Here is a 24,230-nt window from a genome sequence, read left to right on the forward strand (position 1 = left end):
CCCTCCCGTCTAGTCGCGCCCCAGCCCCCACCGGGCCAGCAGCCCCGTCGTCCGCTCGTCCGTCGCCACCGACGCAGCGCCGTCCGTCACCGTCTCGTACACCGCCAGGATGTCCGCGCCGACCGTCGACCAGTCGAACCGGCACACATGGGCGCTGCCCCGCGCGCGCAGCTCCTCCCGCCGCCGCGGGTCGCCCAGCAGCCGGATCGCGGCGTCCGCGAGGGCGTCGGCGTCCTCGTTGGCGAACAGCTCGCCCGCCTCGCCCTGGTCCAGCACCTGCGCGAACGCGTCCAGGTCGCTGGCGAGCACCGGGGCGCCCGCCGACAGCGCCTCGACCAGGATGATCCCGAAGCTCTCACCGCCCGTGTTGGGCGCCACGTACACGTCCACGCTGCGCAGCAGCCGCGCCTTGTCCTCGTCGCTGACCATCCCGAGGAACTCGACGTGCCGCCGCATGGAGGCCGGCAGCGACGCCACGGCCTCCTGCTCGTCGCCGCGCCCCGCGACCAGCAGCCTCGTGCCGGGGCGGGCCTCGAGGATCTTCGGCAGGGCCCGCATGAGCACCGGCAGGCCCTTGCGCGGCTCGTCGATCCGGCCGATGAAGCCGAGCGTCCCGCCCTCGGGTCTCCCGGCCCCGCCCCCGGAGGCGCCGCCCGCCCCCTCCGTCTGCCAGGCCGCCTTCGGCTCGGCCCGTGCGAAGAAGTCCACGTCGACGCCGTTGGGGATGACGACCGCGTCGCCGCCCAGGTGCTCCACGAGCGTCCGCCGCGCGTACTCGCTCACCGCGATGCGCGCGCTGATCTTCTCCAGCGCCGGCTGGAGGATCGGGTACGCCGCGATCATCGCCCGCGACCGGGGGTTGGAGGTGTGGAACGTCGCCACGATCGGGCCCTGCGCCGCCCAGCACGCCAGCAGCCCCAGCGACGGCGAGGCCGGCTCGTGGATGTGGATCACGTCGAACGTGCCGTCGTGCAGCCAGCGCCGCACCCGCGCCGCCGACAGGAACCCGAAGTTCAGCCGCGCCACCGACCCGTTGTAGGGGACCGGGACCGCCCGGCCCGCCGACACGACGTACGGCGGCAGCGGCGTCCCGTCGTCCGCCGGGGCCAGCACGGACACGTGGTGGCCGAGCCGGATGAGGTGCTCCGCGAGGTCGCGGATGTGGAACTGGACGCCGCCCGGCACGTCCCACGAGTACGGGCAGACGATGCCGATCCTCACTTCGGTCCCTTCGCGGGGTCCAGGTCGGCGAGCCACAGCCGCTGGAGCATGTGCCAGTCCTCCGGGTGGTCGGCGATCCCGCCGGCGAAGGCGTCCGCCAGCGCCTGGGTCATCACGGCCGTCTTCTGCGCGCGGGTACCCGTTTCCGGCGGATCGACCGGCGGGTGCACCCGCCCGCGCATCGTCGCCGTGTCGTCGTACCAGAGCGTGACCGGCAGCAGCAGCGCCCCGGTGTGCTGCGCGAGCAGCGCCGGGCCGGCGGGCATCCGCGCCCGCTCGCCGAAGAAGTCCACCTCCACGCCGGAGGAGGACAGGTCCCGGTCGGCGACCAGGCAGACCAGCCCGCCCGCCCGCAGCCGCCGCGCCAGCGCGCCGAAGGCGGAGCCGCCCGTGTGCGGCAGCACCTCCATGCCCAGCGACTCGCGGTACGCCACGAACCGGTCGTACAGCGACTCCGGCTTCAGCCGCTCCGCGACCGTGGTGAACGGCACGCCCAGCGACCGGGTCGCCCACACCCCGGCCAGGTCCCAGTTGGCCAGGTGCGGCAGCGCCAGCACCACGCCCCGCCCGGAGGCGAGGCCTTCCGTCAACAGGTGCACGTCCTTCACCTCGACGGAGCGGCCCACCCGCTCGGCGCTCCACGACGGCAGCCGGAAGGACTCCATCCAGTACCGCATGTACGAGCGCATCCCGGCCCGCGACAGCTCCGCCAGCCGCTGCGGCGAGGCGTCCGGCACGACCCGCGCCAGGTTCGCCTCCAGCCGCAGCACGCCCTGCCCGCGCCGCCTCCACGCCGTGTCCGCGATCCGCCGGCCCAGGCCCGCGGCCACCGGCTCCGGCAGCTTGCGGACCGTCGCCCAGCCCAGCCCGTACAGGGCGTCCGTCAACCACTCCCCCACCGCGCTCACGACGTGGCCCCGCTCCCCGTGGCCGCGCCGCCGGCCGCCGCGTCCGCCTCCGCCGCCTCACGCCGTACCGTCACCACGCGCTGCCCCAGCGTCACCGCGCTGCCCACGGCCACCAGCCACAGCGCCACCGGCAGCAGCACCTGCACCCACGGCACGCCGAACGCGTGCAGCCCGGCCAGGCCCGCCGCGACCAGCGACACCACCAGCCGCTCGGCCCGCTCCACCAGGCCGTTCACCGCGACCGGCAGCCCGATGGACTCGCCCCGCGCCTTGGTGTACGACACGACCTGGCCACTCGCCAGGCAGAAGATCGACACCGCGCAGAGCACGTTGTCGTCACCGCCGCCCGCGTACCACAGCGCGAAGCCGCCGAAGATCGCCCCGTCGGCGACCCGGTCCAGCGTGGAGTCCAGGAAGGCCCCCCACCGGCTGGAGACCCCGGCCTGACGTGCCATGTTGCCGTCGACGAGGTCCGAGAACACGAACAGCGTGATCACGATCGTGCCCCAGAAGAACTCCCCGCGCGGGAAGAAGACCAGCGCACCCGCCACGACCCCCGCGGTCCCGACGAGCGTCACCGCGTCGGGGCTCACCCCGCGGCGGAGCAGAAACGCGGCGAACGGTGTGAGAACACGCGTGAAGAAAGCACGCGCGTACTTGTTCAGCATGGCCTTCCCGAGGGGTAGGTGTGCCGGGCGGCCCCGTCGGCCACCGGCTGGCCCATCGTAGCCACGCACCGCCCCGCCCCACCCCCGGGCACCCGCCGCACCCCCTCCGACGTCGGCGGACGGGCGCCGTATGGACGCGGCACCGGCGGAGTGGAAAGCTCGAAGGGACGACCGCGGGCACCACCGGAGCCCATCCCCAGGGGCCGCCCCGCCCACCCGCTCCCCCGCGCGCCCGCGCCCCCCACCTCACCGTTTCAGCCGATCGGGAGGAAGAACCATGGGCGACAAGGCGAACACCCACGTCGGAGCCGCCGGCAGGGCCGTGACGGCCGACCGGCCCTCATCCGTCAGGAACGTCGTGCTGGTCGGCCACAGCGGGTCCGGCAAGACCACCCTGGTCGAGGCCCTGGCCCTGACCGCGGGCGCCGTCAACCGCGCCGGACGCGTGGAGGACGGCACCACCCTCTCCGACCACGACGAGATCGAGCACCGCACACAGCGGTCCGTACAGCTCTCCCTCGTCCCCCTCGAATGGGCCGGCTGCAAGATCAACCTGCTGGACGCCCCCGGCTACGCCGACTTCGTCGGCGAGCTGCGCGCCGGGCTGCGCGCCGCGGACGCCGCCCTCTTCGTCGTCTCCGCCGCGCAGGAGGCCGACGCCGTCCCCGGCTCCACCCGCCTGCTCTGGGAGGAGTGCGCCGCCGTCGGGATGCCCCGCGCGATCGTCGTCACCCACCTCGACACCGCCCGCACCGACTACGACCGGCTCACCCGCGTCTGCGGCGAGGTCCTCGGCGGTGACGACCCCGACGCCGTGCTCCCCCTCTACCTGCCCGTCCTCGGCCCCGAGGCGCCCGACGGGCACGCCCCCGCCACCGGCCTCGTCGGGCTCCTCACCCGCGAGGTCCTCGACTACTCCACCGGCGCGCGCAGGGAGAACCCCCCGGACGACACCCAGCTCCCCCTCATCGAGGAGGCCCGCAACCGCCTGATCGAGGGCATCATCGCGGAGAGCGAGGACGAGACCCTCATGGACCGCTACCTGGGCGGCGAGGAGATCGACCTCAAGAGCCTCGTCGCGGACCTGGAGAAGGCCGTCGCCCGCGGCACCTTCCACCCCGTGCTCGCCGCCGCCCCCGCCGCGCCCGGCGGCACCCAGGGCCTGGGCACCGTGGAACTCCTCGACCTGATCACCCGCGGCTTCCCCACGCCCCTGGAGCGCCCCGCGCCCGAGGTCACCACCCCGCGGGGCGACCCCCGGCCCGCCCTGACCTGCGACCCCGAGGGCCCCCTCGCCGCCGAGGTCGTCAAGACCTCCTCCGACCCGTACGTCGGGCGGATCTCCCTCGTACGGGTCTTCTCCGGCACCCTCCGCCCCGACGACACCGTCCACGTCTCGGGCCACGGCCTCGCCGACCGCGGCCACGAGGACCACGACGTCGACGAACGCGTCGGCGCCCTCTTCGCCCCCTTCGGCAAGCAGCAGCGCCCGATGGCCCACTGCGTCGCCGGCGACCTCGCCTGCGTCGCCAGGCTCTCCCGCGCCGAGACCGGCGACACCCTCTCCGCCAAGGACGACCCGCTCCTCATGGCCCCCTGGACCATGCCCGAGCCGCTGCTCCCCCTCGCCATCGAGGCCCGCGGCAAGGCCGACGAGGACAAGCTCTCGCAGGGCCTGGCCCGGCTCGCCGCCGAGGACCCCACCATGCGCCTGGAGCAGAACCAGGACACCCACCAGGTCGTCCTGTGGTGCCTCGGCGAGGCCCACCAGGACGTCGCCCTCGAACGCCTGCGCACCCGCTACGGCGTCCAGGTCGACGCCGTGCCGCACCGCGTCGCCCTCCGCGAGACCTTCGCCGCCCCCGCCGCCGCGCGCGGCCGGCACGTCAAGCAGTCCGGCGGCCACGGCCAGTTCGCCATCTGCGACATCGAGGTCGAGCCCCTCCCGCCCGGCTCCGGCGTCGAGTTCGTCGACAAGGTCGTCGGCGGCGCCGTCCCCCGCCAGTTCATCCCCTCCGTCGAGAAGGGGCTGCGCGCCCAGGCCGCCCGCGGCGTCGCCACCGGGCACCCCCTGGTGGACATCCGCGTCACCCTGGTCGACGGCAAGGCCCACTCGGTGGACTCCTCCGACGCCGCCTTCCAGACGGCCGGGGCCCTCGCCCTGCGCGAGGCCGCCGCCGACACCCCGGTCGACCTGCTGGAACCCGTCGCCGAGGTCCAGGTCCTCGTCCCCGACGAGTACGTCGGCCCCGTCATGAGCGACCTCTCCGGCCGCCGCGGCCGCGTCGTCGGCACCGACCAGGCGGGGCCCGGACGCACCGTCGTCCGTGCGGACGTCCCCGAACTGGAGATCGGCCGGTACGCCGTCGACCTCCGCTCCCTCACCCACGGCACCGGCCGCTTCAGCCGCGCGTACGTACGGCACGAGCCCATGCCGGCGCACATCGCGCAGAAGGTCCGCGCCTGAGGACCACCGGCCCCCGGCCGCACGCCGGCCTCAAGTCCCCGGCCGCGACGGCGCGGCCCGCCCCTCGACGCCGCGCCGCCCGGAGGCCGCGCCGCCCGCCGGTCACCCCGGCGGGCGGCCCGCGGCGGCTTCCCCGTCGTCCTGACGCGCCGCCCCGCTCCCCGATAGGCTGGTGAGCCCGAGTCAGCAGGTGTGCGCCCGCACCCGGTGGGGAAAGGCCGCAGTGCGGGGACAACGGCTGCGGCACATGCGTCGATGGGGGCGGAAGACACGATGGACAGTTTCGGTCCCGGGGCACAGGTCCCGCTCCAGGGCTCGTCGGGGCAGTCGGTGGCCACGAACGCGCTGGCCTCCGCCGCGTACCGCGACAGCCCGCTCGAGGACATCCTCAAGGCCAACAACGACTGGTACCAATCCACGGTCAAGAAGGGGAAGTTCTCCCTCTTCGAGCCCAATCTGGGCGAGGCGTTCTCCCGCGCCGTCGTCGTCCGCATGCTCGGCGGCGGGCGCTCGGCCGTCATCCAGTCCTTCGGCACCGACCCCCAGCCGGTCGTCGAGCACTGCCTCTCCGCCAACCGCATCCGCAAGCAGCGCGACCTGCGCCTCACGCTCATCACCCTGCTGTGCGGCGTGGTGTTCCTGCCCGGACTGCTCCTGTGGCTGGTCCTCTTCCAGATCCGCCGCACCCTCGCGGGGGCCGCCAACAAGCGCGCCGGGGCCGCCGGCACGGCCCTCCTCGCGGGCTTCGCCATCCTCGCCGTGCTCGTCATGGTCAAGCTGCCGTTCGACGGCTTCCTGTCCCTCTACCTGCGCGCCATGATCATCGCTCCGGTGGTCGGCTGGTTCCTCGCCAAGCACGTCTGCGAGACCACCGCCCGCGACCTGCGCGCCCGCTGGGAGGCGCTGCTCAGCGGAGGCGGGGTCGCCGCCAAGATCCCCGAGGCGGTCCCGCAGAGCCCCGGCGAGACCGCCGCCGAGGAGCTGCGCCAGTCCCTGGAGAAGCTCACCGCCGAGCAGCGCTCCAACGTCGTCTTCTACGCCGGGCCGCGCGGCATACTCGGCATGGGCACCCGCTGGGGCGGCTGGCACCTCGCCGAGGAGCTGAAGCCCCGCGACGGCAAGGAGATCCACGCCTTCCGCACCTGGGACGTGGTGCGCCCCATCCACGACCAGCTGAAACTGCTGGAGCGGGGCTCGCTCAAGAGCGGTTTCCCCACCCCGTCGGTCAACCACTGGATCGTCGTGCCCGTCGGCGACGGCGCCAAGGAGGTCTCGCGCCCCGACGGCGAGGACGTCGTCCACTTCCAGGTCAAGCCGCACGAGATCCAGCGCGTCTGCAACGAGAACCAGTTCGGCAAGGGCAACCGCCACTACCTCGGCGTGCAGTTCGTCCTCTGGGACGGCCAGCTCGTCCTCACCATGCTCGTCACCGTCACGGCGCTGCTGCACACCCTGCGCATCGAGGTCTCCGGGCACGCGCTCGGCCCGGTGCACTCCCTCTTCACGAGCAAGCCCGCCGCGAAGACGAAGACGGTCTCCAAGACCATACGGTTCTGGGAGACCCGCGACATCAAGCTGCCCCTGGTGGAGACCAACGAGGTCGTCCGCCTCGCCGTCCGGGCCCCGCTCACCTGGTTCCCGCCGGTCCTCGACTTCCTCGGCGGCAAGCTCGTGCTGCCCGAGCCGTTCGGCCTGCGCCACGCCTGGGCGGAGGCCCCGTGGAAGCACCGCTTCATGGCCGACGACGTGATCCGCGCCTCCACGCCCGTGATGCGCGCCGTGCACGCCGCGACCGTCAAGATGCTGGACGAGCACGGCGTGGACACGACCTCGCTGGCGGGCAGCAACTTCACCGCCGACCCGGCGCCGAAGAAGGCCGACGTGTACGACGCCTGATCAGGCGGCCGGCCAGGCGTCGGCGAGCATGCGGCGCGTGTCGGCCAGCAGCTGCGGGAGCACCTTGGTGTGGGCGGTGACCGGCATGAAGTTGGTGTCGCCGCCCCACCTCGGCACGATGTGCTGGTGCAGGTGGGCGGCGATCCCGGCGCCCGCGGCGGCCCCCTGGTTCATGCCCAGGTTGAAGCCGTGCGCCCCCGACGCCGTACGCAGCGCGGTCATCGCCCGCTTGGTGAAGGCGGCCAGCTCGGCGGTCTCCGCCTCGTCCAGCTCCGTGTAGTCGGCGACGTGCCGGAACGGGACGATCATCAGATGGCCGCCGTTGTACGGGTAGAGGTTCAGCACGGCGTAGACGCTCTCGCCGCGCGCGACGACGAGTCCGTCCTCGTCCGACTTCGCCGGGATCGAGCAGAAGGGGCAGCCGTCGCCGGCCCCCGAATCGGTGGGCTTGTTCTCGCCCTGGATGTACGCCATCCGGTGGGGCGTCCACAGACGCTGGAACGCGTCCGGCGTCCCCACTCCGATCTGCTGTTCCGGCTCATTCGTCATGCGGTTCAGCATATGGCCCGCCCCTGCCCGGGTGCGCCGAGGGGCGGTACCCGGCCGGGTACCGCCCCTGGTGTCCTCGTCACGCCCGCACGCGGCGCTACACCTGTACGCGGCGCTCCACCACGTCGACCAGCTCGGCGAGCGCGAGGTCCCGGGGGATCCCGTTCTTCTGCGAGCCGTCGCGGTAGCGGAAGGAGACCGTGCCCGCGCTCATGTCGTCGTCCCCCACGATGATCATGAAGGGGACCTTCAGCTTCTGGTGGTTCCTGATCTTCTTCTGCATCCGGTCCGAGGACGCGTCCACCTCGACCCGCAGGCCCTTGCGCTTCGCCTCGGCGGCGAACTCGTGGAGGTACTCGACGTGGGCGTCCCCGACCGGGATGCCGACCGCCTGGAGCGGGGCGAGCCAGGCCGGGAAGGCACCGGCGTAGTGCTCCAGCAGCACGCCGAAGAAGCGCTCGATGGAGCCGAAGAGCGCACGGTGGATCATGACGGGCTGCCGGCGCGAGCCGTCCGCCGCCGTGTACTCCAGGTTGAAGCGCTTCGGCTGGTTGAAGTCGACCTGGATGGTGGACATCTGCCAGGAACGGCCGATGGCGTCCTTGGCCTGCACCGAGATCTTCGGGCCGTAGTACGCCGCGCCGCCCGGGTCCGGGACCAGCGGCAGGCCCTGCTTCTCGGCGGCCTGGCGGAGCGCCTCGGTGGCCTCCTCCCAGTCCTCGTCCGAGCCGATGAACTTGTCCGAGTCGTCGCGGGTGGAGAGCTCCAGCTCGAACTCGGTCAGGCCGTAGTCGCGCAGGAGGTCCAGGACGAAGGTGAGGAGCGCGTCGAGCTCCTGCGGCATCTGCTCCCGGGTGCAGTAGATGTGCGAGTCGTCCTGGGTGAAGCCGCGCGAACGGGTCAGACCGTGCACGACGCCCGACTTCTCGTACCGGTAGACGGTGCCGAACTCGAACAGCCGCAGCGGCAGCTCCCGGTAGGAGCGCCCGCGGGCCTTGAAGACCAGGTTGTGCATCGGGCAGTTCATCGCCTTGAGGCGGTAGTTCTGCTCGTCGAACTCTATGGCGGGGAACATGCCCTCCGCGTAGTGCGGCAGGTGCCCGGAGATCTCGAAGAGGCGCTCCTTCGAGATGTGCGGGGTGTTGACGAACTCGTAGCCGGAGGCCTCGTGGCGCCGGCGCGAGTAGTCCTCCATCACCTTGCGGATCACGCCGCCCCGGGGGTGGAACACCGCCAGGCCCGGACCGAGCTCGTCCGGGAAGGAGAACAGGTCGAGCTCGGCGCCCAGCTTGCGGTGGTCGCGCTTCTCGGCCTCGGCGAGGAAGTCCAGGTGCGCCTTCAGCTCGTCCTTGGACGGCCAGGCGGTGCCGTAGATCCGCTGGAGCTGCGGGTTCTTCTCGCTGCCCCGCCAGTACGCGGCGGCCGAGCGCATCAGCTTGAACGCCGGGATGGCGCGGGTGGTCGGCAGGTGCGGGCCGCGGCAGAGGTCCTTCCAGCACAGCTCGCCGGTCTTGGCGTCGAGGTTGTCGTAGATGGTCAGCTCGCCGCCGCCGACCTCGGCGTCCGCGCCCTCGGCGGCCTGCGCGGCGTTGCCCTTGAGGCCGATCAGCTCCAGCTTGTACGGCTCGCCCGCCAGCTCCTCGCGGGCGGCCTCGTCGGTGGTGACCCGGCGCGCGAACCGCTGGCCGCGCTTCTGGATCTCCTGCATCTTCTTCTCGACGGCCTTGAGGTCCTCGGGCGTGAACGGCTTCTCGACGTCGAAGTCGTAGTAGAAGCCGTCCTTGATGGGCGGGCCGATGCCGAGCTTGGCCTCGGGGAACAGCTCCTGGACGGCCTGGGCCATGACGTGCGCGGTGGAGTGGCGCAGGATGGCGAGACCGTCCTCGGAGGAGATCTCGACGCCCTCGACGGCCTCGCCGTCCCTGAGCTCGTACGCGAGGTCCCTCAGCTCGCCGTCCACGCGGGCCGCGACGATGGCGCGCTCGCCGGCGAAGAGGTCGGCGGCCGTAGTGCCCGTCGTCACCACGCGCTCTTCCCGCTCGGAATCGCGTTGGATGATCACACGGACGTCTGACACCGGTCTCTCCTGACTGAAGGGGTGAGCGCCCCGGGGGGCGCGCGCGTAGGAGGGAATGGTACCGAGCCGTCCCGGCCCCTCGCGAAACGGTTCACGGCCGGGCCGGCGCTCCCCTGCCCGCCGGTCGCCCTCGCCGGTCGTCCTCGTCAGCCGTCCTCGTCCAGGGTCTTCGTCAGCCGGTCGCGTTCGGCGTCGTCGACGTGGACCGCCGCCACGTCGTGGGTGCCGGTGAGGTGGTGGCGGCCCCCGCGGACCTCCAGGCGGCCGTGGACGCGCAGCGGCACTCCGGCGAGGTGGGCGTGGACGGCGGTGCGGTAGCCGTCCTCGTCGAGGGTGGCGCGCAGGTGGGTGGTGCCGGCCCCGGCGAGGACGCGGAGCCGGACGGTGCCGGGCCCGCGGGAGCCCGTGCGGCACAGGCGTACGACGGTGCCGGTGACACGGGCGGGCGCGGAGGACCGGGCGCGCCGGTAGCGGGCGCCGGCCTCGCGGAGTGCGGGGAGGTCGCCGGGGGTGAACTCGACGGGTTCCGGGCGGGCGGCGCAGCCGGCGGGGGCCCCGGTCGCGGGGGCCCAGGCGAGGGTGACGGCGGCGCCTTCGGTGCCGTGGACGAGGGCGACGAGGGCTTCGGTCAGTTCGCGGCCGACGCCCGCGGCGACGGCGGTGTCGAACGCGTCGGGGCGGCCGGTGGCGCGCTGGTAGTCGACGGCCTCGCGGGTGGCGTGCAGCGCGTGGTGGAGGCGTTCGGTGACGGGGCGGCCGGGGTCGACGGGGAGGTACGCCGTGAGGGCCGGGGCGTCGCCGGGCGGGGTGGTGAGGAGGACGTGGTCGAGGAGGGAGGGGCCGGGCAGGGCTTGGCCGGGGAGGGTCTCGGCGAGGTTTCGGCCGGGGGGCGCGCCGGGCGTCTCGGCGCGGTCCCGGTCGGGGAGGTCCGGGTCGGGGAGGTCCCGGTCGGAGAGGGCTGCGGGGCGTCGGGGGCCGGTGCGGCCGTGGGCGGCGCGGGCGGCGGCGAGGAGGGTCCTGCGGGCCGCGGTGCGCAGGCGGTCCTGGGCGGCCCAGGGGGCGGGGCCGGCGGTGGCGGGTGCGGCGCGGTGCCAGTGGATCTCGTCGCTGGGGGTGGCGAGGGCCGTGAGGACGGCGCGGGCGGAGGGGGCCGTGGTGCGGGCGAGGGCGGTGAGCGCTTCGGCGAGGAGGTCGTGGCTGTCGGCGAGGTCGAGGCCGGTGGGGACGAGGAGGCTGGGGGCGGCCGCGGGGCCGGGCGGGGTCCAGCGGGTGTAGGGGCCGCTGCCGCCTCCGGTGCGGTGCCAGCCGTGGCGGCCGAGGAGCGCGGTGAGGACGCGCGGGTCGACGCGGGGAGCGCCGGGCGGGTCGGTGGGGGCGTGCTCGCCGGTCGGTCGGCGCATCAGGGGGTGCCTCCCGCTCCTACTCGGCCCATGATCGCGCAGAGCGCGCGGTCGTCGAAGACGCGCGTGGTCGGTATGCGGACGGTCGTGCGGCGGCGGCCGGTGACGGGGTGGCCGGCGAGGTTGGTCCAGTAGCAGCAGTGGCGGAGGTCGAGGCCGTCGTGGCGGGCGCGGAGCCAGTCGTCGCGGGCGCGCGGGACGAGCATGACGACGAGGATCCTGTGCACGGCGACGGGGGTGCGGGCGAGTTTGACGAGGTGGGCGTTGTCCAGGGTGAACGGGAAGGCGGGGCCGGGAGGTCGCGGGGGGATCTGGTAGGTGGCCTTGAGCTGGACCTTGATGGTGACCTCGTCGTCGACGGTGTGGCCGGGGGCGCTGTGGCTGACGTGCCAGTCGATGCCGTTGTCGGGGAAGGGCTGGGAGAGGGTGCAGCCTGCGGCGGCCGCGACCGCGTGGAGGTAGCCGACCTGGAGGGTCTCCATGCAGGCGGTGGTGGCGAGTGCGCCGCGCGGGGACGGAGCCGGGTGGGTGCCGGGATCGGGCTGGGCGGCGAGCGCCATGCTCCTGGTGCCTTCCGGGCTGGTGGTGTGTCAATCATGTCGCCGTATATGCCTGTTGTCACCGTGCGGCGTACGGGGCAAACGGTCCGGGTATCACCGTTGCGGGCAGGGGGCGGTCCATCTGCCGTGGAGCTGCGAGGAGTTCGGGCTATGGCGCGCTGGTTCGAGGGTCCCCTGGCCGCGTTCGACACGGAGACGACGGGGATCGACGTCGAGCGGGACAGGATCGTCTCCGCGGCGCTGGTGGTGCAGGACACGGAGGGCGGGCGGCCGCGGACGACGCGGTGGCTGGTCAATCCGGGGGTGCCCGTGCCGCCGGGGGCGACGGAGGTGCACGGCCTGACCGACGAGCACCTGCGGCACAACGGGCGCTGGCCGGCGCCGGTGGTGGACGAGATAGCCCGGCTGCTGGCGGAGCAGTGCGCGGTGGGCCGGCCGCTGGTGGTGATGAACGCCCCCTTCGACCTGACGCTGCTGGACCGGGAGTTGCGACGGCACCGGGCGTCGACGCTGGCCCGGTACCTGCAGAACGTGCCGCTGTGCGTGCTGGACCCGCGGGTGCTGGACCGGCATCTGGACCGGTACCGCAAGGGCCGCCGGACGCTGACGGACCTGTGCGCGCAGTACGGGGTGGCGCTGGAGGGGGCGCACGACGCCGCGGCGGACGCGACGGCGGCGCTGGAGGTCGTACGGGCGGTGGGGCGGCGGTTCGCGGCGCGGCTGGAGGAGCTGTCCGCGGCGGAGTTGCACGCCCGGCAGGCGGTGTGGCACGCGGCGCAGGCGCGGGGGCTGCAGGAGTGGTTCGCGCGGAACGGGTCGGACGAGGCGGTGGATCCGGCGTGGCCGCTGCGCCCGGAGCAGTCGGCGGCGGCGGCCTGAGCGGGTCTCGGGGCCGGGGCGCGGGTGGGGAGCGCGGCCGGAGGGCGCGGTGCGGACGGCCGGGCAAAGCGCGCGAAGGCCGGTCCGCTGTCGGGACCGGCCTTCTGCTGGTGGGCGATACTGGGTTCGAACCAGTGACCTCTTCGGTGTGAACGAAGCGCTCTCCCGCTGAGCTAATCGCCCGGGAACGCACTGAACCATACAGGCCCCGCGGGGCTCCGTTCAAACCGCTCGGAGGTGCTCGGCCAGTGCGCGCCGGCCGGCCCGCATCATCAGGGCGTGGTTGGCGCGCAGCAGGGGCCGGGCGGGCAGGGCGAGCCGGCGCAGGAGGGGCGCGCGGGCGTGGACGTCCTGCTCGTACACGGCGAGGGTGCGGCGCGGGCCGTCGGGGGTGAGCGTCCAGCGGGCCCAGCCCTCCACGTCCCCGGTGAGGGCGGCTTCGAGGACGCGGGCGGCGGGGTCGCGGCGGCGCGCGGCGAGCGTGACGGTGAGGGTGTAGGGGACCGCCGAGCGGACGCGGGTGGTGACGGTGCCGTCGCCGGCGCGGCGGGCGGCGCGGACCTGCGGCCACCACCGGGGGTAGTGCTCGGGGTGCTCGAGGACGGCGTAGACGGCGGCGGGCGGCGCCGGCAGCGGCCAGCGGCTGCGGAAGCGGTAGTGGTGCCGCTCCGCGCCGGCCGTCCGGCGGGGGCTCTCGGCGCGGGTGCCTGTGCGCGTGCCTGCCGCGCGGAAGGCGCGGGCGGGGCGGCGGGGGCGGCCGGCGGGGGCGCCACGGCTTTCGCGGCCCTCTCCGTGCTCGCGGTCCTGTCCGTCCATGGGGGACGTCTGCCGCGTACGCGGCCGGGTATGCCGAAGGCCCCGGAGATCATCTCTCCGGGGCCTTCGGGCCGGGTGGTGGGCGATACTGGGTTCGAACCAGTGACCTCTTCGGTGTGAACGAAGCGCTCTCCCACTGAGCTAATCGCCCGGGCGCACCGCAAACATTACCCCATGTCAGCGGGTGCCCTGACCAGGGACGGGAGCCCCGCCGTCAGACCGCGACCCTCCACGGCATCGCCAGGCCGAACTTCCACACGTAGACGGCGATCAAGGCGCCGGCGATGACGAGGCCGACGGCGGTGAGGATCATGTTGCGGCGGCGCACGCGCGGGTCGAGGGCGCGCTGCGCGGCTTCGGTGACCTTGCGCTTCGTCCAGCGCAGGACCAGCTGCGCCCAGACGAACTCGGTCGCCCAGATGGCCATCCCGGCGAAGATGACGAGCCAGCCCGGGCCCGGCAGCACGAGCATGAGCACGCCGACCACGACGACCGCGAGGCCGATGAGGAAGACCCCGGCCTGCCAGCCCATGTGCAGGGTGCGCCGGGCCTTGACGAAGGCGGGCGCCCGCGACCCGAGCGGCCGCTCCTCTCCGTTCGGGTAGTGCTCCACGTCCCCCGCCGCGGGCGCTCCGGTCGCCACCTGGGCGACCTTGCCCCGCTCGTCACTCTCCGCGCTCATAAGGCCAAACTTACCCGACGGGCCGCCCGGCCGCCTTTGCTGAAAAAGGTCGGTTACCTGAGGTTACGCACCGCCGTTCGAGGTACCCAAGACACCGTAAAACGGTCAGAGGGGTTTACAACGGCACCGAAGGTGGGATGTCGATTTGGCCGACGTGCGAATCCCCGAGCGCACACTGAGCGAAAGGCCATGGCGCTTATGAACACCACGGTCAGCTGCGAGCTGCACCTGCGCCTCGTTGTATCGAGCGAGTCCTCACTGCCTGTTCCGGCGGGCCTGCGGTATGACACGGCCGATCCCTATGCCGTGCACGCCACCTTCCACACCGGAGCCGAGGAGACGGTCGAGTGGGTCTTCGCCCGCGATCTTCTCGCCGAGGGGCTGCACCGCCCCACCGGAACCGGCGACGTCAGGGTCTGGCCGTCCCGCAGCCACGGTCAGGGCGTCGTCTGCATCGCCCTCAGCTCCCCGGAGGGCGAGGCGCTGCTGGAGGCCCCCGCGCGGGCCCTGGAGTCCTTCCTCAAGCGCACCGACGCGGCCGTGCCGCCCGGTACCGAGCACCGACACTTCGACCTGGACACGGAGCTCTCGCACATCCTCGCGGAGAGCTGAACGGGACACAGGAGCCATCCGGCGCCGTCCGACTCGGGGCGACGGCGCCGGGACACCCTTCCGCGGCCTTCGCACGGTGTGCGGGCGGCGGTCCGGTGGACAGGGTGGACGGGTACGCCGTCATCGCGCGTCGTCGCGGTGGCGGCGTACCCGTGTGCGCGGTCGCGGTCGGCGGGCGGGCGCCGGGTACGTGCCGGGCGGGAACGTGCCGGGCGGGGACGGACGGGCGGGCCGCGACAGGCGGGGCGGGCAGGGATGACGGGACCGGGAGGACCGGCCGGCGGCGGCGGGCGTCCGGCGGGGCCCCGAGGCGGAGCCGCTAGAGTCGACGGAATCCGTCGGGCGCCCGCCCGCGGCAGGCCAGGGAGCGGAAGAAGCGTGCTGATCCCCCACGACACCCGGATCGCCCTCGACACCGTCGTCGACCTGATGAACACCGCGCCGGAGGGCGGCCGCGGCGAGACCCTCGGGGACGTGCCGTCGCTGTACGCGTTCGTGGAGGGCCACCAGGTGAGCGGCGTCGGCGAGCTCGGGCCGCGCGACCTGCGGGCCGTGCAGGAGGTGCGGGACCGGTTCGCGGAGGTGTTCGCCGCGCCGGACGCCCGTACGGCCGCCGGGCTGATCAACCAGCTGGTCGCCGCCGCCGGCACCACGCCGCAGCTCACCGACCACGACGGCTACGACTGGCACGTCCACTACTTCGCCCCCGGCGCCTCGGTCGCCGACCACCTCGCGGCCGACTGCGGCATGGCGCTGGCGTTCATCCTGGTGGCGGGCGAACGGGAGCGGCTGCGCCGCTGCGAGGCCCCCGACTGCCGCCGGGCCTTCGTGGACCTGTCCCGCAACCGCTCGCGCCGCTACTGCGACAGCCGCACCTGCGGCAACCGGCTGCACGTGGCCGCCTACCGGGCGCGGCGCAAGGACGCGGCGGCCGGCTGACCGGACGCGCGGCGGGCGGCCTTCCGGCGAGCGGCCTCACAGCAGGAAGAGGTCGTGCAGCGACGCCATCAGGAGGAGCACGCCGATCACCGTCAGGAAGATCATGAGCGGTGGCTGGGAGAGCGCGAACAGGCAGCCGCGCGCTTCTTCGGTGGGGGCGGGGTCCTGCCCCCGCGAGGTATCGAGCATCTCGGGGCCGATCATGGCGCAGCCGATCGGCCGCCCCGGACGCAACGGCCCCGGCAAACAGGGGCAGTTCACCGCAAACCCCGATCGAGCGCTGCCGCTCCGCCTCCCACCGCCACCCCTCGCGCCACCCTCGGGCCCCCTGGACCGCGCGTGGAGCCGAAGGGGCGCGCGGGTGCCGAGACGACATCCGCGCGCAGCGCCCGACGAAGGAGGGCCGAGCACGGAGGGCGGAGCGCCCGACGAAGGAGGGCCGAGCACGGAGGGCGGCTCGGCACCCGCTCACAGCGCCCCGGAGGCGCAACGCGCCGAACGAGGGGGGTCGGCTCGGCACCCGCCCACCAGCCCCCGGAGGCGCAACGCGCCGAGAGAAGAGAGGGCCGGGTCAGATGCCGTGCTTCTTGAGGATGGCCTCGATCTCGCTGAAGTCGTCGGCGGGCGCGCCCGGGCCCGTGTCCGCGGCCTTGCGGCGCTTGCCGGGGTCCAGCGGCGGTCGAGCGGCTCCGGGCGCGGCCGCCGCCGGCCCCCCGGACCCGGCCGCGGCCGCACGGCGCTCCCGGCCCCCGGCGCCGCCCCGGCGCCGCTCGACCGCCCGCGTACCGGCGAACATCAGCCAGGACGCGCCGAGCAGGCCGAACCCGGCCCACGCCACCGGGCTGAAGGCCGTGCGGGCCAGCCATTCGACCGCCCCCGTCAGCACCAGGCCGAGCGGCACCAGCGCGTAGGCGGCGACGCGGACCGCGGCGAGGAACCGCCTGCGGTACGCGGTGATCGCCGCGATGCCCAGCCCCGCGGCGGCCACCGCGGAGCAGATCGTTTCGGCAAGCATCGGGTCCTCCACCGGCCCTGGACGCCATGTCTCTTCCATCCTGCATCGTCCGGGCGCCCTCGGGCCACGGCCGGAGGCGGGCCGCGCCCGATCTCCGGGAGATCTCCGGGACTTCCCTGGTACTCCCCCAGGGATTCGCCAGGGGGACTCGCCCGGGTGGCCGCGGGTGTGCGAGGGGCGCGCCGGGCGGTGTGCGGGCTTTCGGGGCGCTTGCGGAGGCGCCTCGCGGGCGGCGCCGGTGCCCCCGGCCGGGTTGGGGCGGCGGTGGCGGGGCTGGGAGACTGGCCCCCATGAACGACTCCACCACCGACCCCACCGCCCGCCCCGTCGTCCTCGACGTCTGGTGCGAGCTGCAGTGCCCCGACTGCCGGACCGCGCTGGAGGACCTGCGCGCCCTGCGGGACCGCTACGGCGACCGGCTGGAGGTGCGGCTGCGCCACTTCCCGCTGGAGAAGCACAAGCACGCGTACGCCGCCGCGCAGGCCGCCGAGGAGGCCCTGGCGCAGGGCGCGGGCTGGCCGTATGTGGAGCGGGTCCTCGGGGGCGTGGCGGAGCTGGACGCGCGGGGCGAGGCGTACCTGCTCCAGGTGGCGCGGGAACTGGGTCTGGACGACGAGGAGTTCGACACCGCGCTCATCGACGGGCGGCACCTGCTGGCGGTCGACGCCGACCAGGCCGAGGGCAAGGCCATCGGCGTGACCGGCACCCCGACCTACGTGATCGGCGGCGAGCGGCTGGACGGCGGCAAGAGCCAGGAGGGCCTGCGCGCCCGCGTCGAGGAGATCGCCGACCGGCTGCTGGCCGGCGGCTGACCCGCCGCGCCGGGGGGCGGGCCCCGGGACTCGCGGGGCCGCGCACCCCGGCGCGTCAGTACAGGGTCTTCTCGAGGTCCGTGAGCAGCGGCCGGTAGCCGAGCGACGCGTAGAGCGCGCGGGCCGGGGCGTTGCCCGGGTCCACCCGCAGGACGAGCCGGCCGCCGCCCGCGTCGCGTACGACGCGCTCGGCGAAGCGCATCAGCCGGCGGCCGTGGCCCCGGCCGCGCTCGGACGCGGCGACGGCGACCTCCCACACGTACGGCACCCGCTCCCCCGTCGGCAGGTCGCGCCATCCGGTCCACAGGTGGCCGATCCGGGTGCCGTCGCGCACCGCGACGTGGAGCCGGGTGCCGTCGGTGGCGGGGCCGTCGGGGAGCAGCGCGGCGCGGCCCGGTTCGGCGGCGATCCAGGCGGCGGCCTCCGCGTCCGTCATGGCCCGGATCCCCACCCCGCCGGGCACGGGCCCCTCCGGATCGGCCGGATCGGCCGGATCGGCGCCGTCCACCGGGCCGAGGTCCTTGGCGAGGACGTGGCCCGTCTCGACGTACCCGAGGGCGCCGGCGAGGCGGCGGGCGGCGTGGGCGCCGGCGGGCACGCTGACCCGTATCCGCTCGCAGCGCCAGCCGCGCAGCACCTCCTCGGCGGCGAGCGCGGCGACGGTGCCCCGGCCGCGCCCGCGGTCCGCCTCGTCCACCCGCAGGTCGCTGATGGTGCCGAGGGGGCGGCCGGGCGCGGGGAGCGTGGCGACGCGGACGGCGCCGACGGGACGGCTGTTGACGCACACCTCGTAGGAGCGCGCCAGGGTGCCGTCGTCGGCCTGCTGGAGCGGCCCGGACGGCCGCAGGGTGGTGGTCATCACCGGTTACCTACCCACCGCGCGGCCCCGGACCATCACCGCTTCACATCGCGGCGGCCCGCTCGGCGAAGAGCCGCATGGCCTTGGTGGTGACCGGGCCGGGCGCGGTGCCCAGCTCGCGGCCGTCCACCCGGTGGACGGCCTGGACGTCGCGCAGCGTGGAGGTCAGGAAGACCTCGTCGGCCGTGCGCAGCACGTCCATGGGGAGGTCGGTCTCCTGGGCGCCGGTCCACTCGACGGCGAGGTGCCGGGTGATCCCGGCGAGGCAGCCGGAGGACAGCGGCGGGGTGTGGATCCGGCCGTCGACGACGACGAAGACGTTGGAGCCGGTCCCCTCGCAGAGCCGGCCGACCGTGTTGGCGAACAGCGCCTCGGACGCCCCCTGGCGGTGGGCGTGGGCGAGGGCGACGACGTTCTCCGCGTACGAGGTGGTCTTCAGGCCCGTGAGGGCGCCGCGCTCGTTGCGGGTCCAGGGGACGGTGACGACCGCGGTCGTGTCGGGGCGGGGGGCGGTCTCGCCGAGGGCGACGAAGAGGCTGGGGCCCGCGTCGCCCCGGTCGGAGCCGAGCGGGGAGAGCCCGCCGGTGTACGTGACGCGCAGCCGGCCGAGCCGGACCGGGTTGGCCTCCACGACGGCGGCGCACGCGCGGCGCACCTCGTCCAGGTCCGGGTCGGGCAGGCCGAGCCCGCGCGCGGAGCGGACGAGCCGGTCGAGGTGGAGGTCGAGGGCGAAGGGCCGGCCGTCGACGGTCTTGAGCGTCTCGAAGACGCCGTCGCCCACGGTCAGGCCGTGGTCCAGGACGGAGATCGTCGCAGCGTCCGCGTCCCGCAGTTCGCCGTTGACCCACAGCTTCATCGTCAGATGGTCCTTCCGCTCCCGCTCGCCTCGTACAGGCCCGACGCTACCGCGAGGAGGCGCGCCGCCTTCAGCTCGGTCTCCTCCCACTCCCGCTCCGGGTCCGAGCCCCAGGTGATGCCCGCGCCGGTGCCGAACCGCAGGACGCCCCGGTGCTCGCGCCGGTCGATCCAGAAGGTGCGGATGCCGACGGCCAGCTCGCCGGTGCGCCGGTCGGCGTCGACCCAGCCGATGCCGCCGCAGTACGGGCCGCGGGGCGCCGTCTCCAGTTCGCCGATGATCCGAAGGGCGCTGGACTTGGGGGCCCCGGTGACGGAGCCGGGCGGGAAGGTGGCGGCCAGCAGGCCGGGCCAGCCCTCCCCGGGGCCCAGCTCGCCGCGCACGGTGGAGACGAGGTGGACGAGGCCGGGGTGGGGTTCGACGGCGCAGAGCCTCGGGACGGTGACGCTGCCGGTGGCGCAGACGCGGCCGAGGTCGTTGCGGACCAGGTCGACGATCATGACGTTCTCGGCGTGGTCCTTCTCCAGCAGGTCCTCGGGGGTCCTGCCGGTGCCCTTGATGGGACCGGACTCGACGGTGGCGCCGTCGCGGCGCAGGTACAGCTCGGGGGAGGCGGTGGCGATCTCCACGCCGTGCGCGGGGAGGCGGATCGTTCCTGCATAGGGGGCGGGGTTGCCGCGGGCCAGCAGGGCGGTGAGGGCGTCCACGTCGGCGGTGCCGGCCGGGAGCGGCGCGGACAGGACGCGGCAGAGGTTCGCCTGGTACACCTCGCCGGCCGCGATGTACGCGCGGATGCGGCGGACGCCCGCGGTGTACGCCTCGCGGTCGAGCGACGACGTCCAGTCGCCGGCGGCGGGCCCGCGCCAGCGGCCGGGCACCGGCGCGGGCACCGGGTCGGGGCGGACGTCTCCGAAGCGGGCGCAGGTGAGGCGGCCCTCGAAGTCGGCGGCGACGGCCCAGAACCCGGAGGACTCCAGGGCCTCCGGATCGCTGGTGACGTCCCGCAGGTCGGTGGCGAGGAGCCCGCCGAAGCGGGCCAGAGGAGCGAGGTCGTACACGCTGCGAGTGTAGGGCGGCCGGGGCGGCCCGACCGCCGGGCGGGGGCGCCGGGCCGCGTGGGCCGCCCCCGCCCGCTCCCGCCCGTGACCGTGCGGGGGCGGTATGGCGCGGGGCGGCTCGGGGCGGACCCGCGGTGGGGGCCGGTTCGGCGGCACGGGGGCCGCGGACGCGCCGCGTGAGGGCCACGGGCGGGGGCGCCGCGGGGGGCGGGGGCGGGGCCTGCGGGACGGCGGGTGCAGCACGCTGCGGAAACGCGTTTTTGTGCTGGCCCGGGAATCCGCTAGAGTTCAACACGTCGCCGGGACGCGCAAGCGGACCGGAAACGACAGGCGGACGTGGCTCAGTTGGTAGAGCATCACCTTGCCAAGGTGAGGGTCGCGAGTTCGAATCTCGTCGTCCGCTCGAACGTGGGGGATCTTCCCGACCCCCGCACTCCTGGTGGAGTGGCCGAGAGGCGAGGCAACGGCCTGCAAAGCCGTCTACACGGGTTCAAATCCCGTCTCCACCTCCAAGGACGATTAGCTCAGCGGGAGAGCGCTTCCCTGACACGGAAGAGGTCACTGGTTCAATCCCAGTATCGTCCACTGAAACCGCTGGTAGCAGCGGCTTCCCCGCGCGATTAGCTCAGCGGGAGAGCGCTTCCCTGACACGGAAGAGGTCACTGGTTCAATCCCAGTATCGCGCACGCAGTGCCCACGGATCCGTACGCACCGTCACGGATCGGTGGTCCCGAGGACGATTAGCTCAGCGGGAGAGCGCTTCCCTGACACGGAAGAGGTCACTGGTTCAATCCCAGTATCGTCCACAGACGAGGGAGCCCCCGTCCGCCCGCCGCGGACGGGGGCTCCTTCGTCGTGGGCGCGGGCGGGCAGAGAAGTGGCGGCGGGCCGGCTCCCCAGCCGTCCCGCCGCCACTGCCGTCCGCCGCACCCCCGTCCCCACGGGGTTGGCCGGATGTCCCGGTCCGGGCCGCTCTCCCGGACCCGGGGCGCCCGCTCAGCGCCCCAGCATCACGCCCACGGACGACGCCTGTGTCATGACCGCCTCCCAGCCGCCGAACGCGACGACCAGGAGAGCGGCCAGCGGGAGGACCATCGCCGTCGCCACCAGGGGGTGGCGACGGCCCGGACGGCCGCTGAACGAGGCGATGAACGCCTTCCGTCCCCGCGTACGGACCACCGTCCGCGCTGCCGTGTCCGCCATGGCTCCTCTCCCATCTGTCTGCGGCGGCGGGTGTCGGTTCCTCGGGGGACGAGTGCTGCACCCGCCGCACGAGGACAACCCTAGGAAACGGGGCGCGGCCGGGCGTCATGCCCGCGTACCGATTGGCGGGCCTCCTCCAGGAGGAGGGCCCCGCCCGCGGCGTACTCCCCTGGTTGGAGACGGCGGCTCCGCCGTACGGGTCTTCCCGGAGGGGTCCCGGTCGACGAGCGGGCAGGAGGAGGAGGAGGCGGGGCGGGCGGGGCGGAGTGGAGCGGCGGGGGCGGTGGGGGGCACCGAACCGCGTCCGGGTGACTTCCCTCACGTGCCCGTCCGGGCCGGGGCCGCTCCCCCGCCGGGCCCGTCGAGGGGGTGTGCCGGGCCGTCCGCCGGGCAGGCGGGGGCGGGGCGCCAAAGCCCTTGCGGGGAAAGGAGCTTGATCGCCCGCGGGGCCCGCGGGAGTGGCGGACGCCGCTGAGGCGGGGTCAGTTGCCGCCGCCGCGGCCGAGAATCGACCGTGACGTGAGGGCGCGGCCTATGAGCGCACCCGGTTGCGGGTACGTAAGCTGGGCGGCGTCAGAAGGACCGCGACGGCGGGGTGGGGAGCTCCCCACGGCAGGTAGGGGACGGACATGGCGATGATGCGGCTCCGGCGCGAGGACCCGCGTGTCGTCGGCTCGTTCCGGTTGCACCGGCGGCTCGGCGCGGGCGGCATGGGCGTCGTGTACCTCGGCTCCGACCGGCGCGGGCAGCGGGTGGCGCTGAAGGTGATCCGCCCCGACCTGGCGGAGGACCAGGAGTTCCGGTCCCGCTTCGCGCGCGAGGTGTCGGCCGCCCGGCGCATCCGCGGCGGCTGCACGGCCCGGCTCGTGGCGGCCGACCTGGAGGCCGAACGCCCCTGGTTCGCCACCCAGTACGTGCCCGGCCCCTCCCTCCACGACAAGATCGCCGAGGAGGGGCCGCTGCCCGCGGTCGACGTCGCCGCGATCGGCGCCGCGCTGTCGGAGGGCCTCGTCGCCGTCCACGAGGCGGGGGTCGTGCACCGTGACCTGAAACCGTCGAACATCCTGCTCTCCCCCAAGGGGCCGCGGATCATCGACTTCGGCATCGCCTGGGCGACCGGCGCCTCCACGCTCACCCACGTCGGCACGGCCGTCGGCTCCCCCGGCTTCCTCGCGCCCGAGCAGGTGCGCGGGGCGGCCGTCACCCCGGCGACGGACGTCTTCGCGCTGGGCGCGACCCTGGCGTACGCGGCGATGGGCGACTCCCCCTTCGGGCAGGGCAGCTCCGAGGTGATGCTGTACCGCGTCGTCCACGAGGAGCCGCAGCTGCACGGCGTCCCCGACGCGCTGGCCCCTCTCGTACGGGCGTGCCTGGCGAAGGAGCCCGAGGAGCGGCCCAGCACCCTGCAGCTGTCGCTGCGGCTGAAGGAGATCGCCGCACGCGAGGCGCAGGGGCTCGGCATGACCGCCCCGCCCGCGGAGGCCCGGCCCGTCGCCCCGCGCTCCGGGCGGGCGGAGCGGCCGGAGCGCGCCGACCGGGCCACGGGCGGGCGGCGGGCCGGCCGCCCGGCGCCCCGGCCCACGGAGCGGTACACCGAGCGCACCGCGCAGGGCCGGGCGCAGCGCACCCCGGCGCCCCGCGGGCGCGGTCCGCAGTCCCTGCCGTCGTCCCGGACCGGCGGGGGGCGGGCGCAGGGCCACCCCTCGCAGGCGGGCGCCAGGACCGGCCCCCGCACCGGGCCCCGTCGGCCGGGCGGGGGCACCGGCACCTCACCGGGCCTGCGGCGGCCCGCCAACCCGCGGCTGCTGCGTCAGCGATTGTTCGTGTTCGTCGTCGTGACGCTGGTCGTCCTCGCGGGCATCGCCGGAGCGCAGGCCCTTCAGGGCTGAGGGCGCCCCGAGGTGACGGCGTAGAACGCCACCGCCGCCGCGGCCCCGACGTTCAGTGAGTCGACGCCGTGCGCCATGGGGATGCGCACCCGTGTGTCGGCCGCCCGCAGCGCGCGGGCCGACAGGCCCTCGCCCTCGGCGCCCAGCATCAGCGCCACCCGCTCCAGCCGGTGGGGGGCGGCCTCGTCCAGCGGGACCGCGTCCTCGCCGGGCGTCAGCGCCAGCAGGCGGAACCCCGCCTCCCGCACCGTCCGAAGGTCACGCGGCCAGTCGCCGAGCCGGGCGTACGGGACGGAGAACACCGCGCCCATCGACACCTTCACCGAACGCCGGTACAGCGGGTCGGCGCAGTCCGGGGAGAGCAGGACCGCGTCCATGCCGAGCGCGGCGGCGCTGCGGAAGATGGCCCCGATGTTGGTGTGGTCGTTGACGGACTCCATGACGGCCACGCGGCGGGCCGCCGCCAGGAGGTCGCCCGCGGCGGGCAGCGGCTCGCGGCGCATGGAGGCGAGCGCGCCCCGGTGCACGTGGTAGCCGGTGACCCGCTCGGCGAGGGCCGGATCCACCACGTAGACGGGGGCCGGGGCCTCGTCGATGACGTCCCGCATCACGTCGACCCACTTCGCGGAGAGCAGCATCGACCGCATCCCGTACCCCGCGTTCAGCGCGCGGCGGATGACCTTCTCGCCCTCGGCGATGAACAGTCCCTCCTCCGGCTCGCGGCGGCGCCGCAACTCCACGTCGGTGAGGCCCGTGTAGTCGTGGAGGCGCGGGTCGTCGGGGTCGTCGACGGTGAGGAGTTCTGCCACGGGAGCTGCTGCCTTGTCGGAGGGGGCCTGGTGGAGGGGCCTGGTGGAGGGACGG

23 protein-coding genes and 7 tRNA genes are annotated in these 24,230 nt (G+C 74.6%); 12 read left to right on the top strand and 18 right to left on the bottom strand.

Annotated elements, in window-relative coordinates:
- Positions 1-9 precede the first annotated feature (9 nt).
- Genes CP974_RS04020 through pgsA form a run of 3 tightly spaced genes read right to left on the bottom strand, consistent with a single transcriptional unit; the run spans position 10 to position 2,797 of the window.
- Entirely contained in the window at positions 10-1,221 is a 1,212-nt protein-coding gene (locus CP974_RS04020; protein WP_031128985.1) for a glycosyltransferase family 4 protein, read from the bottom strand.
- Positions 1,218-2,129, bottom strand: coding sequence for a phosphatidylinositol mannoside acyltransferase (locus tag CP974_RS04025; protein WP_031128987.1), 912 nt, complete (start codon positions 2,127-2,129; stop codon positions 1,218-1,220). Before CP974_RS04025 ends, CP974_RS04020 begins: the two co-directional genes overlap by 4 nt.
- Positions 2,126-2,797, bottom strand: a complete 672-nt coding sequence (gene pgsA / locus CP974_RS04030) for a phosphatidylinositol phosphate synthase (protein ID WP_031128989.1) — start codon at positions 2,795-2,797, stop codon at positions 2,126-2,128. The genes CP974_RS04025 and pgsA overlap by 4 nt, the downstream gene beginning before the upstream one ends.
- Before the next feature lie 277 nt (positions 2,798-3,074).
- Here pgsA and CP974_RS04035 point away from each other — a divergent pair, with 277 nt between their 5' ends.
- A complete protein-coding gene (locus CP974_RS04035; protein WP_031131306.1) occupies positions 3,075-5,264 on the top strand; it encodes an elongation factor G-like protein EF-G2 in 2,190 nt (729 codons plus the stop codon).
- Between the two features lie 273 nt (positions 5,265-5,537).
- A complete protein-coding gene (locus tag CP974_RS04040) occupies positions 5,538-7,160 on the top strand; it encodes an AbeC-like domain-containing protein (RefSeq protein WP_031131304.1) in 1,623 nt (540 codons plus the stop codon).
- Here CP974_RS04040 and CP974_RS04045 read toward each other — a convergent pair whose 3' ends face one another.
- From CP974_RS04045 to CP974_RS04060, 4 genes are all read right to left on the bottom strand, one after another.
- A complete protein-coding gene (locus CP974_RS04045) occupies positions 7,161-7,721 on the bottom strand; it encodes an HIT family protein (RefSeq protein ID WP_031131301.1) in 561 nt (186 codons plus the stop codon). It abuts the gene before it with no gap.
- 85 nt (positions 7,722-7,806) lie between these two features.
- Entirely contained in the window at positions 7,807-9,786 is a 1,980-nt protein-coding gene (gene thrS, locus CP974_RS04050; protein ID WP_031131299.1) for a threonine--tRNA ligase, read from the bottom strand.
- A 146-nt stretch (positions 9,787-9,932) separates the two neighbouring features.
- Positions 9,933-11,186 carry a hypothetical protein gene (locus CP974_RS04055; RefSeq protein WP_031131296.1) on the bottom strand — a complete coding sequence of 418 codons (1,254 nt, stop codon included), beginning with the start codon at positions 11,184-11,186 and terminating at the stop codon, positions 9,933-9,935.
- Positions 11,186-11,746, bottom strand: coding sequence for a DUF4365 domain-containing protein (locus tag CP974_RS04060; protein WP_031131294.1), 561 nt, complete (start codon positions 11,744-11,746; stop codon positions 11,186-11,188). Before CP974_RS04060 ends, CP974_RS04055 begins: the two co-directional genes overlap by 1 nt.
- A gap of 150 nt (positions 11,747-11,896) precedes the next feature.
- Between CP974_RS04060 and CP974_RS04065 the strand changes: the two genes are divergently transcribed.
- A complete protein-coding gene (locus CP974_RS04065) occupies positions 11,897-12,625 on the top strand; it encodes a 3'-5' exonuclease (protein ID WP_031131291.1) in 729 nt (242 codons plus the stop codon).
- Between the two features lie 108 nt (positions 12,626-12,733).
- Here CP974_RS04065 and CP974_RS04070 read toward each other — a convergent pair.
- The 4 genes from CP974_RS04070 to CP974_RS04085 all read right to left on the bottom strand — a co-directional run bounded on the left by CP974_RS04070 (position 12,734) and on the right by CP974_RS04085 (position 14,123).
- Positions 12,734-12,808 (bottom strand) — tRNA-Val (locus CP974_RS04070).
- A 39-nt stretch (positions 12,809-12,847) separates the two neighbouring features.
- The gene (locus CP974_RS04075) at positions 12,848-13,258 is read right to left on the bottom strand and encodes an SRPBCC family protein (RefSeq protein WP_051839359.1); all 411 of its coding nucleotides are present in this window, start codon (positions 13,256-13,258) and stop codon (positions 12,848-12,850) included.
- 259 nt (positions 13,259-13,517) lie between these two features.
- Positions 13,518-13,592, bottom strand: a tRNA-Val gene (locus CP974_RS04080).
- Between the two features lie 63 nt (positions 13,593-13,655).
- On the bottom strand, positions 13,656-14,123 hold the full coding sequence (locus CP974_RS04085) for a TIGR02611 family protein (RefSeq protein WP_031131287.1): 468 nt from the start codon (positions 14,121-14,123) through the stop codon (positions 13,656-13,658).
- A gap of 198 nt (positions 14,124-14,321) precedes the next feature.
- On the opposite strand from CP974_RS04085, the gene CP974_RS04090 reads away from it, so the two are divergent.
- On the top strand, positions 14,322-14,735 hold the full coding sequence (locus CP974_RS04090) for an SsgA family sporulation/cell division regulator (protein ID WP_003959770.1): 414 nt from the start codon (positions 14,322-14,324) through the stop codon (positions 14,733-14,735).
- 378 nt (positions 14,736-15,113) lie between these two features.
- Positions 15,114-15,674: a CGNR zinc finger domain-containing protein gene (locus CP974_RS04095; protein WP_031131285.1), complete on the top strand. Its 561-nt coding sequence runs from the start codon at positions 15,114-15,116 to the stop codon at positions 15,672-15,674.
- Positions 15,675-15,710: 36 nt separating this feature from the next.
- On the opposite strand, the gene CP974_RS29430 is transcribed toward CP974_RS04095, so the two are convergent.
- Positions 15,711-15,863, bottom strand: a complete 153-nt coding sequence (locus tag CP974_RS29430) for a hypothetical protein (protein WP_162887755.1) — start codon at positions 15,861-15,863, stop codon at positions 15,711-15,713.
- A gap of 382 nt (positions 15,864-16,245) precedes the next feature.
- Positions 16,246-16,689, bottom strand: coding sequence for a hypothetical protein (locus tag CP974_RS04100; RefSeq protein WP_031134147.1), 444 nt, complete (start codon positions 16,687-16,689; stop codon positions 16,246-16,248).
- 290 nt (positions 16,690-16,979) lie between these two features.
- Between CP974_RS04100 and CP974_RS04105 the strand changes: the two genes are divergently transcribed.
- Complete coding sequence (locus tag CP974_RS04105; RefSeq protein WP_031134149.1) at positions 16,980-17,501, top strand: DsbA family protein; 522 nt, start codon at positions 16,980-16,982, stop codon at positions 17,499-17,501.
- Between the two features lie 55 nt (positions 17,502-17,556).
- Here CP974_RS04105 and CP974_RS04110 read toward each other — a convergent pair whose 3' ends face one another.
- From CP974_RS04110 to CP974_RS04120, 3 genes are read right to left on the bottom strand one after another with little or no spacing between them, the layout of a single operon-like run.
- A complete protein-coding gene (locus CP974_RS04110; protein WP_031134151.1) occupies positions 17,557-18,360 on the bottom strand; it encodes a GNAT family N-acetyltransferase in 804 nt (267 codons plus the stop codon).
- Between the two features lie 43 nt (positions 18,361-18,403).
- Positions 18,404-19,216: an aminotransferase class IV gene (locus tag CP974_RS04115; RefSeq protein ID WP_031134153.1), complete on the bottom strand. Its 813-nt coding sequence runs from the start codon at positions 19,214-19,216 to the stop codon at positions 18,404-18,406.
- A 2-nt stretch (positions 19,217-19,218) separates the two neighbouring features.
- Positions 19,219-20,274: a chorismate-binding protein gene (locus CP974_RS04120; RefSeq protein ID WP_031134155.1), complete on the bottom strand. Its 1,056-nt coding sequence runs from the start codon at positions 20,272-20,274 to the stop codon at positions 19,219-19,221.
- A 330-nt stretch (positions 20,275-20,604) separates the two neighbouring features.
- On the opposite strand from CP974_RS04120, the gene CP974_RS04125 reads away from it, so the two are divergent.
- The 5 genes from CP974_RS04125 to CP974_RS04145 all read left to right on the top strand — a co-directional run bounded on the left by CP974_RS04125 (position 20,605) and on the right by CP974_RS04145 (position 21,080).
- Positions 20,605-20,677 (top strand) — tRNA-Gly (locus tag CP974_RS04125).
- Positions 20,678-20,712: 35 nt separating this feature from the next.
- Positions 20,713-20,786 (top strand) — tRNA-Cys (locus CP974_RS04130).
- A 1-nt stretch (position 20,787) separates the two neighbouring features.
- A tRNA-Val gene (locus CP974_RS04135) sits at positions 20,788-20,859 on the top strand.
- 29 nt (positions 20,860-20,888) lie between these two features.
- Positions 20,889-20,960: transfer RNA gene (locus CP974_RS04140), tRNA-Val, on the top strand.
- Between the two features lie 48 nt (positions 20,961-21,008).
- Positions 21,009-21,080, top strand: a tRNA-Val gene (locus tag CP974_RS04145).
- A gap of 190 nt (positions 21,081-21,270) precedes the next feature.
- On the opposite strand, the gene CP974_RS04150 is transcribed toward CP974_RS04145, so the two are convergent.
- A complete protein-coding gene (locus tag CP974_RS04150; RefSeq protein WP_031136664.1) occupies positions 21,271-21,477 on the bottom strand; it encodes a hypothetical protein in 207 nt (68 codons plus the stop codon).
- A 629-nt stretch (positions 21,478-22,106) separates the two neighbouring features.
- Here CP974_RS04150 and CP974_RS04155 point away from each other — a divergent pair.
- Positions 22,107-23,366 carry a serine/threonine-protein kinase gene (locus CP974_RS04155; protein WP_031136662.1) on the top strand — a complete coding sequence of 420 codons (1,260 nt, stop codon included), beginning with the start codon at positions 22,107-22,109 and terminating at the stop codon, positions 23,364-23,366.
- Here CP974_RS04155 and CP974_RS04160 read toward each other — a convergent pair.
- Positions 23,357-24,175: a TrmH family RNA methyltransferase gene (locus CP974_RS04160; protein WP_031136660.1), complete on the bottom strand. Its 819-nt coding sequence runs from the start codon at positions 24,173-24,175 to the stop codon at positions 23,357-23,359. The genes CP974_RS04155 and CP974_RS04160 overlap by 10 nt on opposite strands.
- Between the last annotated feature and the right edge of the window lie 55 nt (positions 24,176-24,230).

Source organism: Streptomyces fradiae ATCC 10745 = DSM 40063 (genome assembly GCF_008704425.1).
GTDB lineage: Bacteria > Actinomycetota > Actinomycetes > Streptomycetales > Streptomycetaceae > Streptomyces > Streptomyces fradiae.